Source organism: Paracandidimonas lactea (genome assembly GCF_021653995.1).
GTDB classification, from domain to species: Bacteria; Pseudomonadota; Gammaproteobacteria; order Burkholderiales; family Burkholderiaceae_B; genus Allopusillimonas; species Allopusillimonas lactea.
Window position 1 is genome coordinate 1 of sequence record NZ_JAJJOZ010000005.1, and the last position, 14,448, is coordinate 14,448.

Genomic DNA, 14,448 nt, shown 5'->3' on the forward strand with positions numbered 1-14,448 from the left:
AGGGGAAAACTTGTTGTTCTTGCTCATGACTCCATTCTCTCAAGAATTGAAGCCTCCTCAAAACCCGGTTCGATTCAGAGCCTTGGGTGATGGGTCAGTAGACACCATCTATGTGGCAATGCCACAGAACAACCGGAATGCCGGTACTGTTCAGAATGAACACCTAAGAACTACAGAACAGCCAATACAACTTCAGATCGGTTCGATCACCCGGCGCCAACCGGGTTTTCGTTGCCGTAACCCCTCCTCGCAAAGTTAATGCCCCGGCCAAGGGGCGGTTTCACAAAACACGCTATCAAGTCACCAGTTACCGCTTGGCTCTTTCGCCGATAGGAACATCCAGCAAGTCTGCCCCCATGGTCTGCCCACCGCTCGCGCGGCGGCACTACTCAAGCCATCTCCCAGTCTTGGCAGATAATTTCGCAGGGTGCCACCCCCACGATCTGCCGAGACCTTCCCTACTTAGACAGTCAGTACTACGGCATCGAACGACAGCCAGCTCGGCCACATCGGATTTATCTAGGTCTCTGACCCTACCCCCGTTTCCAGGGTTTCTCGCTCCCAAGGTTCCATAACGGATGCGGTACTGCCGATGCGCTTCAACGCTGCTTGCTTACCGCGACTGCGGCCCTGCCTTCCTATGCCTCAACACAGCACCTGAACGGTGCCTTTACCTGATTGAGCTATCCAGCGGCCCCATCTTTCGATAGGTGCCAGCATGCCTAGATTTCTCCCGCATGCCTGACGCCATCACTGACGCCCTCAGCCTCCAGGTGTTGCACTCGTCGCCCACTTTCGCTAGGCCCCGAGGGTCGGGCTTTCACCGACTTTCCCAAACTGTCAGGGTCACTGGGTCATTTCCTACCCAGGCCCGTTTCGTAGTCGCCCCTCCTTGTCGTGGAGACTGCTGGCCTGCACGTTGCGGCGCAGGCCATGGATTGGGTCGAAGGAGGTGGTTCCCACCCCCAGCGCCCTTCGTAGCCGCGCCAGCCCTGTTAGAGGCACGCGGCTTCAGCGGTTCCGCAGCAGGTGGCGCCTGCTGCGTCGGTGACTTTGCGCATTTTGTCCAGGTGGCGAGCCCGGACAAGACGCGCCGATGGCTGGCGTGTGTGTCCAGGTTGGCGACCTGGTTTTGCGATTCGTCGTGGCTAGAATGCAGCGATTTCTGCGCGGTAGCAAGAGTGAGTCTTTGTGAGATCTCACAAAGTCGCAAGGTTGTGGAACCTTTATTTATTGCATTGAATGTATGTGTTTTTTCGAATCGGCTAAGACGGACAAATAGCCCTATAAAACCAGTAAGGATGCTTTATGAGATTGAATCGCAAAGCGTATTTGATGCAGAGAATCCAGCTTGCTGCAGCCCGTGGAACGGTCACTCGATACGTGTCGGGAGAGCTTGATGATGAGACAACAGCCGAGCGATTTATGCGCAAGATGCAAGATCGGTACGAGACCGATCTAAAGCCAGGTACCAAGAGCAAGCGACGCCGTGCAGGCGTCGCTACGGTTGATTTCTGGGTATACGAACGGCCGACTGCAATCGAAGGCAAGGCTCCATTTTGGTGGGTGCTGCTGGTGTCTGAGGGCAAAGGTCGTGTCGTGGAGGCGGAACGGCTCATCCCATTGCAGCCAGAAGGCGCCGCTCGGTCAAAACGCCTGGAGTTGGATGGCTATGAGCTTGTGCACGATGGGGTAGGGTGGTCATGGCAGATGACCCGCGCCACGGTGTCACGATGGCATGAGCAGATCCGCCGTATTTGTTCAGCCGCGCCGGGTAGGTGCGATCGAGCCAGAGCTGAGAAGCTGATCTCTGACATGAGCCGTGCACCGGGCTTTCGTCTTGTGCGTCGTCAGGTAGGCCATTTGTTGGCTAGGTTTCGCGGTGAATGGACAAGGCTCAGAGCGAAGTCCGAGCCCATGCCTCAGATGCCGACGTTTCTTCCTTACGTCCGCATGCTGCCTAAGAGCAAGAGGTCGGAGCGTTGAGTCTAGGAGCCGTATGCGTATGGGTGCGATTGTTCCCATGGGTGTCTCAATAGGCCGAAGTAATAGGTCGGGGCCGGTATCAGCTGGCAGCGCTGTACTTTGAATTGAGTTAGTCGTCTTAGCGGAGAATTCCTATATTTTAGAAATATCGCATCACGTTTTGACGGCACTACATAGAGATTTAGGGACTTGTTTTTTTAACTGTTGAGGATGGATTAATGGGTACGAGCGATTTGACTTTACTAGTGGAGCGCATGCCTGCTTTTGAAGAAAAAACAGGGGTTTCGCTAACGGGTATCTCAGCCTTTTTGGACCGAGATGATGATTTCGAATATATGACTCTCAGCGTGCGGGGGGAGCTTCAAGCTGTCAAAGAAGGCAGCGTAAAGGACGACTTTTCCATAAAGATTGTTGTGTATGATAAAAATGATCGCGTTATTGGGAATTCGAATATAAGTTTCGATTTAGAGGATTTTTTTGGCTTTGATGTTTTTAGTGAATGGATAGATATTCCATCTGCTGAAATAGGAAATATTCGTATTTTCCCTAAAAATGGTTATTAGATAATTTGAAATACCTAATGGATAAATTTTATTAACAGAGGCTTGATCTGACATACGCTGTCTGTTCAAGCCTCAACTGAACTCATAATAGCCGCTTTCGGCCATAACCAGTCATTCAAAGTTGTCCCAATTGCGGACATTCGAGCCGCCTTGCTTGCCCCACTGAAGATTCTGGCGGCAGAATGACGACATCGGTATCAATTCATATGCAGACACAGCAAGTCCGTTTAATAACTGTTAGGATTTCATGGAGTTTATCCACGCCATTGACCTCGGGAATTGGTTCCCTTGCCATAACTTGGCATTGAGTGGCCACCTTATGTCTCCGAATGCCTTGGCAGCTTTAGATAGCGGCGTTGGAGAAGCTCACCGATTCATCGACGATGTCCCCATCGAAGATCTCGCGGCGGGATTACACCCGCCAAGCGCTGTGACCCCCAGAGCTGCAGGTGAGATTGTGCGAGCTGGTATCTTGCGCCAAGGGATGGAGCTTGCAAACGGCTCCAACGAAGTCGAGCTCATGTCAGATATAACGAAGCAAGATGCCCTCCGAAGCTCCGACGTTGAACTCGTCTTTGAGAAAGTCAGGCGTGAGGTGATGCCTAGCGCCGTAAGCCGGCTCTCGTGCTTGTACTTGGCCGAGCGGTCGGAGGAAGGAGAAGCGATGCTCCGAACCATGCTTGGACGGAATGTCTACATACTCCGCGTGCGTCCCATGGTCACGTTGAGAATCACGAAGGTGGATGCGGCATGGTTTGACGGTTTCCACGATTCGAACGACATTGAAGACGGCCGTCGGTACTGGCGAGGCATCGAGAGAATACCTGGAAACGGTAAATGGGAGTATCTGTTCGACGGTGTTCTGGCGGTTGAGGATCCTGCACAAATTGAGTATGTGCGAAAACACGGCGCATCCATGGCGTCCGCAGCGCGACGGCCGGCTTAACACAGTAGGGGCAACACAGTGGTTAACTTAACCGCCGTGTTATATATCCCCTGGCCTAACTGGTCAGTCAAGGGGACGCCAACAAGAGTCATACCAGCGGCTCGCCCATGTCGGCGGCTTGCACTCGCTGCGCACTTTCCGGCGCAGCTTACCTTGGGTGTTTCATAAAGGTCTGCCTTCCTAATCAGCTACCTACCGCTTGGGGTCGGAAGTCGCCTGCCGCACGTCGGAGGGCGGCGACCGGCCAAAAGCAGGCGGTGGCGTCCACCAGAAGCGGACGCTCAACGAATGAAACTCAGCGGCGGCTAAGCCGTCTGCCTTGAATAATCGGTGAGACCTGCATCGGATGCGAAGTAAGGCGCCGGGAAATCAACTTTACATACTCTGGCATTCCGTCGGTAAGACTCTTTCCTGCTTTGGCTCGGGAGTGCAGTTCACGTAAAAGTATAGCATTGCGCTGTGCTCGTATGCCTCTAAGATTTACTTCGTCGAGGTCGGGAATGACGCTTCCATAGTGGCCGACTCGCGCAATTATTTCACGCCAGCGCTTTGCTTGCTCGTCTTTCGCGCCTGAAAACACATAGACAGCTGCTGCCGCCACTGCGTCAGCAATCTGAATTCCATGAGTTTTCTTTGAGTCGGCGAATTGAATTGGGCCGGAGAGATTAAACGTAATCGGATGATTTTCTCCAAATGCATCGCTGAATACCCGATCCTTACGACCAATCATTGTCGTAAAAAGTTCTTGATCATGTTGTAGGGGTTTTGAAGGATCACAAACAGCAGTGATCTCGTCATGCTCTGTTCCCCAGTTCGCGAGAAGCGTGAATAACGCTGTGTTCGTCAGATCAAGAATCCACTTCCCTACACCCGCATTGCCGATGGACTCCAATTCATCTCGAACGTCATTGGCACGAAATTGAGCAAATTCTCGAATTTGTGTGATGAACGGAGAATTTTCGGGGTGCACAGAAGACGAGAAAAGGCTGGAAAGTTTTTTCCCGTCTTTTGATCTCATAAGATCCTCGAACTCACTGAAGATTTCATCAGCACCTGCGCCACGTGCAACGAACTCGGCATAGAGAACGTTTGCTATAAACCGATGAAACCCTACTCCGTAGAACAATGAATTAATGTCCGAAAAGCAAGGTTCAAAGATGTACTCGTGAAACTTACAGGCCAACGCGAACTTTTTATCCGAAACGGACAGCTTCAGGCGACTTCCGAAATGGCTAAGAATTTCATCGATTGCTTTCCGGCCACGATTGAAACGTAGAAGTTTGCTACCTTTGAGTTCACCGGCTTGGATACCATGCCTTGCAATGAGACTTTCAACAAAGTCCTTTGCCTCTTGATCGTCGGTGGCGACAGAGGCATATGCAAAGAAGCTCTGGTCAGGATGAAGAAGATTGTTGCCTGTAAATCCAGACTCATCAAAGTAAATCTTTTGCGGCACAAGTCCTCCATTTTATTTCTTGCAAGCTTAACGTGATGTGCCCGCCGAATTTGCGGGAAACACTGGACCATGCGGGATAAACAGCACAATGCTTCAGCCTCAAAGCGGCTTGCAGCGTGGGTTTGTTGTCGCAGGACTGTTGAAACACTCAGGCATAAAACTCCACCTCCCTCCCGCAGGTTTCCTCTGGGAAAATTAGAGCCTGCGAACTTGCACAGGCTGAGCTCTCGATAGCCACTTTTTTGGGCCGCAAACCCCTGGGTACGAGGCAATTATCGTTTTAGGGAGTGGTAACCACCGTCCGCTTTGGGTCGATAGCGGACGCTCACTGTCCCAGCCTATCCAGTTTCCCAACAAGATCCTCGGCTCTCAGGTGCGTATACCGCTTCAGCATCTGCATAGATTTATGTCCGCTTATCGCAGCCACTTCCTGATCTGATAGCCCAGCTTCCACTAGCCGGCTGACCGCCTCATGCCTTAGGTCATGGAACCGGAAGTCCGTCAGCCCAGCTGCTTTCTTGGCGTCCGTCCAGGCTTTATCGAACAGATAAGGCCGTCTCACACCATCCCGGCCTGGTTCACCGAAGAACACCAAATCCGTCTCTGGGGGTCGAGTCGGATTATAAATGGCGGCCTGGAGCGCGGCGGTAGCAGCCTTCGTAAGCGGTACGGTCCGTGGAGAGGAATTCTTCGTGATATCCAGCCGTACAACGCGCTTCTGCAAATCAACCTGGCTAAGCCTCAGCCCAGCTATCTCCGACAGCCGCATGCCCGTTTCTAGCGCAATCCGAACAATCCAGCTGAACATCGGATTCGAATAAGCATCCACGGCGGCCAGCAGGCATTTGTTTTCCGCTGGAGTCAACCGACGATTCCGTCCAGCGCCAGGGGCGGGCCGGCGAATTTGAGAAACGGGATTGAAAGGCAACCCCATACCCCATTCCTTGATAGCGACAGTGAACAGGTGGCTGAGCAGTGCCAGCTCCAGCCGAACAGTGTTGTTGCTGCGCGGAACCAGCTTGCCATTCTCATCCGGGTTGCCAGCCAACCGAGTGTCACGGTACTGCGCTACGATATCGGCGCTCAAAGCAGCCAGCGAATACTTCCCCAAATGTCGCAGCAGCGGCTGCGCTTTCTTGTGCTCCGAGATGCGCGTAGATTCCCGCTTAGTCGGCGTCACTTCCCGGAGGTAACGCTTCAGCGCCGCCTCTACCGTCATCCGCTCCCCTGGCGCTCGCTGTATGTACACTCCGCGCACCATCTCATCTTCGGTACGCCGCGCCCAGTCCTCAGCATCACGCTTGGTGCGAAATGTCTTGGACGCAGTCGGCCAGCCCGTCTTTCGAATGACGGCTTTCCAGGTGCCAGATGGGGTCTTAACGATGGTTGCCATGCGAGTCAAAGTTCCGAAATGTACACTCGGCGCTTCACCACTGTACCGAAACTGTACCTGGCTCGCAAACTTGGAAAATCCCCCAGTCTTGGGGTTGGAACTGAAACCGCTCTAAAGTCTTGTATTTATCAGTGTTTTCAGAGTGGTGCCCGGGGCCGGAATCGAACCGGCACGCCTTGCGGCGGGGGATTTTGAGTCCCCTGCGTCTACCAATTTCACCACCCGGGCAGGCAGGTCTCGCGAGCGCGAGACTGGCAGGAAGGAAGCAATTATACACACACCAGCCGCCGCATCCACTCCAGCAGGACACGAGGCAGTTCGTGCGGTGCCCCAAGCAGTGCATATTGCCCGGGTCCGAACAGGTGCGGCAGGTAGCGGGCGGCCTGCCGGTCTATCGTCAAGCAGAACGGAAAGATCCCCTGCGCCCGGGCTTCTTCGACGGCGCGTCGCGTGTCGGCAATGCCGTAGCGCCCTTCGTAGTGGTCGGCGTCGTTGGGTTTGCCGTCGGACAGCAGGATGAGCAGGCGGTGCTGCGCGGGCTGGCGCATGAGCAGGGCGGTGGCGTGGCGCAGGGCGGCGCCGGTGCGGGTGTAGTGCTGGGGTTCGATGCCGGCGATGCGCAGGCCGACCTGGGGGCTGTAGGGTTCGTTGAAATGCTTGAGGGCGCTGGCGGTGACGCCCTGGGGGCCTTCGCCCGAGAAGGTGTGGATGGCGTAGGGGTCGCCCAGGTGTTGCAGGGCGATGGCGACGAGCAGCAGGGCTTCGCGCTCGATGTCGATGATGCGTTGCCGGCCGCTCAGCCATGCATCAGTGGATCCGCTGTTGTCGACGAGCAGCATGATGGTGAGGTCGCGGGCCTGGCGGCGCTGGACGCGGTAGAGGCCTTGGGGTATGGGCAGGCCGGCGTGGGCGTCGGCGCGGCCTTCGATGTAGGCGTCCAGGTCAATCTCGTCGCCGTCGCTCTGGCGGCGCAGCCATTGCCGCTGGCCGCGCAGCATATCGAAGCGACCGCGTATGGCGTGAAGCAGGCTGTGGTGGCGGGCCAGGGTGGCGTCCAGCCACGATTGGGCGCCTTCGGGGGCGTCGATCAGATGCACGGTGGCGCCGGGGTGGCGGTACCCTTCGATGCGGTAGTCCCACTCGGGATAGGTCAGGGTGGCGGCCTGGGGGGCGGGCGTTGTCAGGCGGGCGAGGCTCTGGCGGTTGGGCGGGTCGTCGGACAGAAGTACTTCTTTGGCTTGTCGGGCATCCGCCACCAGGCGGGCTTCGGCGAGTTCGGACAGGGCGTCGGCGTATTCGTCGGCGCTGGTGTCTTGGTCGCGGTCGATGGGGCGCTGCATGCCGAAGGGGTCTTCGGCTTTTTCCAGGGGCTCGCCGGTCTGTATCATCCAAGCGCCCTGTTTTTGCTGGTCTTCGTCTTCGCGGGCTTGGCGCTCGCGGGGGCGGCGCGGCAGGCGGGCGCTGCGGGGTGTATGGCCGCGGGCATGTTCGGCTGCTGCGGCCTCGAGGGCGGCGATATCGCCTGTCGCGGGGGGCTGCAGCAAATCGCCGGTCCAGGCGTCAAGAAACAGGGCGTGGATGTGGGGGCCGGGCGTGGTCGCCCGTTGTGTTGCGATGTGCCGCGCGGCACTGAGGCTATCGCGTGGCGTCGCGTACCCGCGCCGGGTGGCTGGCCATGGACCAGAACGCCGATCTGTCGACGTCACTGCCTCGCCACCTCCGCCCGGTACCGTAGACCGCAGTATCTCCTGCGCCAGTTCCTCAATACAACGTACCGCTGTCGGCAACGCAGCGACGGCCGGCCGCCTGGCCAAGGCTTCCCGTCGCAGATCGCCCACCGCATCACATAACCCAGGCAATGTGTTGACGAGTTCGTGATCGCAAGCCTCGGCCTCGAATAGCAGATATAGCGCGCGCGTAATCGGGCAGTCGATCTGCGCAGCAACAACAGCGCTGCCGCGTCGAGCGCGGGTGGCTTGAAGCAAGGCCAGCAGTCGATACCGCGCGAACCCGGTAGCGGGCGCGTCGGGCTGATCCTCCAGCGTAATCTCGGCGGGCAACCAGATTGAGTGCCCGTCCGTCGCAGGGACGGGGCGCGGAATCTGCCGCACATCATGACGACGAAACAAGCGACTCAGCGCGGTGGGCAGGGCGGGCGGCTGGGCGATCCGCATGGGCATGGCTTGTCCATACATGGCGGTCATCAGCAAATCGAGCCGGGGCGCCACATCGGCCAGAGCCAGTACCGGCGGTCCTTTCCGCGGCCCGCGATGGCGCTGCCACGCAGAGCGCGCGTAAACCGTGGCGTGCCGGGCAAGGTCATGGAGTACGTCTTCAGCTTCAGCCATGGCGCATGGTTGCGGATCAAGGGATGGTCAACTCACCGGAACGTCAAATCAATCAGATCGTTCATCGCATCCAGCAGCGTGGGGTCGTCCGACAGCGGTGACACCAGTGCCGTCTGGCAGGCACGCTTGATGGGGATGCCATGCAAAATCAATTGCGCGGTGGCAACCAGCAAGCGCGTGCTGGGCGCTTCGGCCAGGCCGCGGTCTTGCAGGCCGCGCAGCTTGCCGGCCAGCGCTACCAGCCCGCGCGCGTCGGCGGCGGGCAGGCCGGTCTCGCGAACAAGGATGTCGGCCTCGCGCTCGGGCGTAGGGAAGCCGAAGTCCAGCGCCACAAAGCGTTGACGCGTGCTGGGCTTTAGGTCTTTCAGCATGCGCTGGTAGCCGGGGTTGTACGAGATCACCATCTGGAAGCCGGGGGCGGCCTCGATGGTTTCGCCGGTCTTGTCGATGGTGAGTGTGCGGCGGTAATCGGTAAGCGGGTGCAGCACGACGATGGTGTCTTGCCGCGCCTCCACCACTTCATCCAGGTAGCAGATGGCGCCCATGCGCACGGCGGTGGTCAGCGGGCCATCCTGCCATAAGGTGCCGTCGTGGCGGATGAGGTAGCGGCCGATCAGGTCGCTGGCGCTCAGGTCGTCGTGGCAGGCTATCGTGATCAGCGGGCGGCCCAGTTTCCAGGCCATGTGCTCCACGAAGCGCGTCTTGCCGCAGCCGGTTGGGCCCTTGAGCATCACGGCCAGGCGGTTGCGATGGCACTGCTCGAACAGTTCCACTTCGTCGCCGCCTGGCAGATAGAAGGGCGCCGGGCGGGTTGCGGTGTTGATCACGGCATTCAATGCGTCGGCCATGCCTTATCCCGGCTGCTGGTTTGCAAGCCGCGCCTTGCGGGCGGAAGCGGCTGCCGCGCGATCGTTCGCATCGATTTCATCGTCAGTCAGCGGGACCACGCGTGGCGGGTAGCGGAAGAAGTCGAAGATGAACAGCAGCACCCCGATGGCAAACAGTGAGGCCGTGGCGACCAGCATCAGGAAGTGCACTTGTATCTTCAGTTGCACGTCCAGGTAACCGATGCCCAGCACGCGCTCCAGGTATACCTGCCCGATGCCGGCGGTGGCGAACGACAGCGTCATGCCGAACATGCCTGCGATCTGCAGCCAGAAGGACCACAGGCCCAGTGCTGTGCCCTGCTCGCGCCGCCCGGTGGTGATGCTGGGCAGGGCGTAGGTGATGACGGCCAGCACAATCATGGCATAGGCGCCGTAAAAGGCGGCATGCCCGTGCATGGCGGTGATCAGCGTGCCGTGCGTCCATTTGTTGATGTCGGGGAAGGTGTGGGCCAGGCCCAGCAGGCCGGCGCCGAACAGGGTGAACAGGGCGCTGCCTATGGTCCAGTGCAGGGCCAGCAGGTTGGGGTGCTGCACACCAGCACGGCGCATGGCAAAGTAGGCGTACATGGCCATGCCGACCAGCGCCACCGGTTCCAGCGCGCTGAAGAAGCCGCCAATGGGCAGCCAGTACGCGGGCACGCCCACCCAGTAATAATGGTGTGCGGTGCCCAGGATGCCGGCGATGAACACCAGCCCCACGATCACGTACAGCCACTTCTCCAGCACTTCGCGGTCTGCGCCCGAGAGGCGGATGAGCAGGTAGGCCAGGAAGGAGCCCTGGATCATTTCCCAAACACCTTCCACCCACAGGTGCACTGTCCACCACCGGTAATAAATGGACACGACGTAGTTTTCATAATGCAGCAGGGCCGGCACATACAGTACGGCGGAGCTGGCCAGGCCCAGCAGCAACACACCTTCGGTGGTGGTGAAGCGTCCCGATCGTTTGATCGTCATGCCTATGTTGTAGAGAAAAATAAGCATACAGACGACGATGAGCAGTTTATTGGGCAGGGGTTGCTCCAGCAGTTTGTTGCCGGTGCCCAGGCCCAGGAAGTAGCTGCCGACGGCGGTCACGCCCATGATGGCCCATAGAATCAGCTGGATATAGGCCAGCCGGACGCTGTACAGCTCGGTGCGCGACTCGTCGGCCACGATCCAGTAGGTGGCGCCCATGAAGCCGGTCAGCACCCAGACGATCAGCAGGTTGGTGTGCACGGTCTTGGTGACGTCGAACGGCATCAGGTTGAGCAGAGGGTCGGGCCCCAGGTACTTGGCTGCCGACAGCAGGCCGAAGACGAGTTGCAGGCCGAACAGGATCAGGGCTAGGGCAAAATACCAGTAGGTGACTGACTGAGATTTGTATCGCATGGCGGTTCCCTGTGTGGCGGATAGCTGCTTGTGCAGCGTGATGTATCTGCCTGGCCGGGCGGCATGGTCGCTCGGGCCGGCCCTGGTTTATTTGAACGAGTGCAGGTAGGCGACCAAGTCGTCGATCTGTTCGGGCTTCAAGTCCTTGCCGTACGAAGGCGGCATGAACGAGATGCCGTTGGCCGAGTACATGGCGCCTGGATGCAGGTAGGCGCTTGGTTCGACGATAGATTCGTGGATGAACGCCTCGACCGTTTTGGCCTTGCCTTTGTAGTCAGGCGACGCAATGATTTGCTCGGCCCGCTGGCGCAGGCCGGCCAGCGATGGGCCGGCCAGGTTGACGCCAGGCGCCATCGAGTGACAGGCCGAACAGGTCGGTACGGCGGTCTTGAACAGTGCCTCGCCGCGCGCGATGGGTGCGTTCTCTGCAGTGACTGGCCGCGCGCCGGGAGGCAGGGCGCCTGGCTGCGTTGCTTCGCCTTCTTGCTTTTGCTGGGCCAGCGTCAGGTCGGTGCCGGGGATGGAACCGCCCGTTACCAGAATGGGCCGCGGCGGCCAGCCCTGGTTGTCGATTTTGCTGACCCAGTCCATGAAGGCGATAACGTCGCTGATCTCGCCATCGGTCATACCCAGGGTGGGCATCAGTCGGCGGTGCTTTTGCTCGTCGTAGAACTGGGAGGGGTCTTTCAGGAAAGCAGTGAGGTAGGGCACGCCGCGATGCTGGGTGATTTTGGTGAGGTCGGGCGCGAAATAGGCGCCTTCGCCCAAGATGGTATGGCAGTTGATGCAGTTGTACTGGTGCCACACGTTTTGGCCGCGGGCAACCTCGGCGGTGATGGCCTCGGTGTTGGTCAGTTTGGGAAACTGGCGGTGGCTGTCTACCGTCAGGCCCAGAAACACGACCGTGGCAATTGCAGTGGAAATAATGGCGAAACTGCGGGTCTGGCGTTTGTTCATGGCCGTTCTCCCTAAACGCCGATACCAGACCAGTAGCTGATGCCTATGATGGCTGCATAACCAATGGCGATAACCATCAGCAACAGTACCACCCCCCCGACAGCTTTCAACACCTTATACAGCGATTCTGCCTGCATGGCGTGCTCCTTTGCACTCAATAAATGATTACAAGGAAATGCGTTCTTATTCATGTGCCGCGTTATGTGCCGCATTATGTGCCGCAGCTTGTCTCTGTGGACATTTACTGTTTTTTCTTAACTGTTATCTGTTGATTGTGATTTCTCAACTGTTTTGCATACCGTATCGTATTTCGCAACAATTTATGGTTACTTGATGTATCGACGGCCTGTTTTTGCGGCAGGTTTGACTGCTGAAAACCGTCACTTTGCCGCCCAATTGTTACTGTTTATGTGCCGGGGTTTTTTCTGGCCTTGAAAACCGGCTGGGCGCACCCCATATAAGTGGACAATCCCGTCGGGTCCTGCTGCCGCGACGGCGTTCGGCCTGTTAGCAACCAGGCCGCTGCATTTTCTTTGTATCGCACAGAACGGATTTCCACATGACTCAAACAGATACCCATGCCACGTCGCAAACACTCGGTTTCCAGGCCGAGGTAAAGCAACTGCTGCACCTGATGATCCACTCGCTTTACAGCAATAAAGAGATTTTCTTGCGCGAGTTGGTGTCGAATGCGTCAGATGCCTGCGACAAGCTGCGTTTTGAAGCCATTGACAAGCCCGAGCTGTATCAGGGCGACGGTGAGCTGCGTATTCGTGTCGAATATGACAAGGCTTTGCGCACAGTGACGGTGTCGGATAACGGCATCGGTATGTCGCGCGAAGAGGCGATTACCAATCTGGGCACGATTGCGCGCTCGGGGACGAAGGAGTTTTTCGCTCAACTGACGGGCGATAAGCAGAAGGATGCGCAGTTGATCGGCCAGTTTGGTGTCGGCTTCTATTCGTCTTTTATCGTGGCCGGCAAGGTGTCGGTGCTCAGCCGTCGCGCAGGTGCGAACGACAATGAGGCGATTCTGTGGGAATCAGACGGCGAGGGCGAGTTTTCGATTACAACGGTAGAAAAAGCCGATCGCGGGACATCGGTGACGCTGTACCTGCGGGAAGGCGAGGATGATTTCCTGAATGGCTGGCGCTTGCGCGAGATTCTGCGCCGCTATTCCGACCACATTTCGCTGCCTATCCAGATGCAGAAGGAAGAGTGGGACAGCGAAAAGTCGGAGCAGGTGAAAACGAACGAGTGGGAAACAGTAAACCAGGCCAATGCGCTATGGACGCGCACCAAGGCGGATATTGATGACGAGCAATATCAGGAGTTCTACAAGCATATTGCCCACGATTATGACAATCCGCTGGCCTGGACGCACAACCGGGTAGAAGGCCGCAGCGAATATACGCAGCTGTTGTTCATCCCCCGCCATGCGCCGATGGATTTGTGGGACCGCGAAGGCCGCCGCGGGGTGAAGCTGTATGTGAAGCGCGTGTTTATTATGGAAGACGCTGAACAGCTTTTGCCTATGTATTTGCGTTTTGTACGTGGGGTGATTGATTCGGCCGATCTGCCGCTGAACGTGTCGCGTGAAATCCTGCAAGAAAGCCGTGATGTGCGGGTAATCCGCGAGGGTTCCGCCAAGCGCATCCTGGGCCTGCTGGAAGATCTGGCCGAAAACAAGCCCGAAGATTATGCGCTGTTTTGGACGCAGTTTGGCCAAGTGTTGAAAGAAGGTGTGGGCGAGGATTCGGTCAATAAAGAGCGTATTGCCAAGCTGCTGCGTTTTGCCTCTACGTCTGGCGAGGGCGCTGCACAAAATGTGTCGCTGGCCGATTATGTGGCGCGTATGAAGGAGGGGCAGGACAAGATTTATTACGTCAGCGCCGATACATACGAGGCGGCGGCCAACAGTCCACATCTGGAGATTTTCCGCAAAAAAGGCATCGAGGTGTTGCTGCTGTCGGATCGGGTGGATGAGTGGATGCTGTCCTACCTGCGCGATTTCGAGGACAAGGCGCTGGCGTCGATCGCCAAGGGCGGCCTGGACTTGGACAAGCTGGCGGACGAGGAAGAGAAGAAGCATCAGGCTGAGGTAGCCGAGAACTTCAAGCCGCTGGTCGAGCGTCTGAAGACGTCGTTGGGTGATAAGGTGAAAGACGTGCGTACGACGTCGCGGCTGGTGGATTCGCCAGCTTGTGTGGTGGTGGATGAAAACGAACTCAGCCCTCATCTGATGCGCATGCTGCAGGCGGCCGGCCAGCAGGCGCCCGACGTCAAGCCCATCCTGGAAATCAACCCCGAGCACGCGCTGGTTGAACGTGTGCTCGCCCAGACGAATGGCGACTTCGATATCTGGGCGCAGCTGCTGCTAGACCAAGCGATGCTGGCCGAGGGCGCGCACTTGGCGGACCCGGCCGGGTTTGTAAAGCGGATGAACAGTCTGCTGCTGAAGCTGGCGTAACCGCCCCAAGCCGGTATTAGTCCATCGGCTTGGCGCAGCAGCGCACTCCGGGCCATAAAGGCGACAAAAAT

Annotated in this window: 11 protein-coding genes and 1 tRNA gene; 4 read left to right on the top strand and 8 right to left on the bottom strand. The window is 57.6% G+C overall.

What is annotated here, in order from left to right; genetic code table 11:
• The first annotated feature begins 1,308 nt into the window (after positions 1 to 1,308).
• From LOL23_RS10300 to LOL23_RS10310, 3 genes are all read left to right on the top strand, one after another.
• Positions 1,309 to 1,986, top strand: coding sequence for a hypothetical protein (locus tag LOL23_RS10300; protein ID WP_237173550.1), 678 nt, complete (start codon positions 1,309 to 1,311; stop codon positions 1,984 to 1,986).
• 218 nt (positions 1,987 to 2,204) lie between these two features.
• Complete coding sequence (locus tag LOL23_RS10305) at positions 2,205 to 2,549, top strand: hypothetical protein (RefSeq protein WP_237173551.1); 345 nt, start codon at positions 2,205 to 2,207, stop codon at positions 2,547 to 2,549.
• Positions 2,550 to 2,796: 247 nt separating this feature from the next.
• A complete protein-coding gene (locus LOL23_RS10310) occupies positions 2,797 to 3,495 on the top strand; it encodes a DUF2441 domain-containing protein (RefSeq protein WP_237173552.1) in 699 nt (232 codons plus the stop codon).
• A gap of 295 nt (positions 3,496 to 3,790) precedes the next feature.
• On the opposite strand, the gene LOL23_RS10315 is transcribed toward LOL23_RS10310, so the two are convergent.
• The 8 genes from LOL23_RS10315 to LOL23_RS10350 form a co-directional block, all read right to left on the bottom strand.
• A complete protein-coding gene (locus LOL23_RS10315; RefSeq protein ID WP_237173553.1) occupies positions 3,791 to 4,951 on the bottom strand; it encodes a DUF3800 domain-containing protein in 1,161 nt (386 codons plus the stop codon).
• A gap of 325 nt (positions 4,952 to 5,276) precedes the next feature.
• A complete protein-coding gene (locus tag LOL23_RS10320; RefSeq protein ID WP_237173554.1) occupies positions 5,277 to 6,344 on the bottom strand; it encodes a site-specific integrase in 1,068 nt (355 codons plus the stop codon).
• A 143-nt stretch (positions 6,345 to 6,487) separates the two neighbouring features.
• Positions 6,488 to 6,572 (bottom strand) — tRNA-Leu (locus LOL23_RS10325).
• A 41-nt stretch (positions 6,573 to 6,613) separates the two neighbouring features.
• Positions 6,614 to 8,692: a nitric oxide reductase activation protein NorD gene (locus LOL23_RS10330; RefSeq protein ID WP_160982497.1), complete on the bottom strand. Its 2,079-nt coding sequence runs from the start codon at positions 8,690 to 8,692 to the stop codon at positions 6,614 to 6,616.
• 32 nt (positions 8,693 to 8,724) lie between these two features.
• Complete coding sequence (locus LOL23_RS10335) at positions 8,725 to 9,540, bottom strand: CbbQ/NirQ/NorQ/GpvN family protein (protein ID WP_202411842.1); 816 nt, start codon at positions 9,538 to 9,540, stop codon at positions 8,725 to 8,727.
• Positions 9,541 to 9,543: 3 nt separating this feature from the next.
• A complete protein-coding gene (locus LOL23_RS10340; protein ID WP_160982499.1) occupies positions 9,544 to 10,950 on the bottom strand; it encodes a cbb3-type cytochrome c oxidase subunit I in 1,407 nt (468 codons plus the stop codon).
• A gap of 87 nt (positions 10,951 to 11,037) precedes the next feature.
• A complete protein-coding gene (locus LOL23_RS10345; protein WP_160982501.1) occupies positions 11,038 to 11,907 on the bottom strand; it encodes a c-type cytochrome in 870 nt (289 codons plus the stop codon).
• 11 nt (positions 11,908 to 11,918) lie between these two features.
• Positions 11,919 to 12,098 carry a hypothetical protein gene (locus LOL23_RS10350; protein ID WP_202411843.1) on the bottom strand — a complete coding sequence of 60 codons (180 nt, stop codon included), beginning with the start codon at positions 12,096 to 12,098 and terminating at the stop codon, positions 11,919 to 11,921.
• A gap of 368 nt (positions 12,099 to 12,466) precedes the next feature.
• Between LOL23_RS10350 and htpG the strand changes: the two genes are divergently transcribed.
• Positions 12,467 to 14,377 carry a molecular chaperone HtpG gene (htpG, locus tag LOL23_RS10355; RefSeq protein ID WP_237173555.1) on the top strand — a complete coding sequence of 637 codons (1,911 nt, stop codon included), beginning with the start codon at positions 12,467 to 12,469 and terminating at the stop codon, positions 14,375 to 14,377.
• Positions 14,378 to 14,448: the final 71 nt, after the last annotated feature.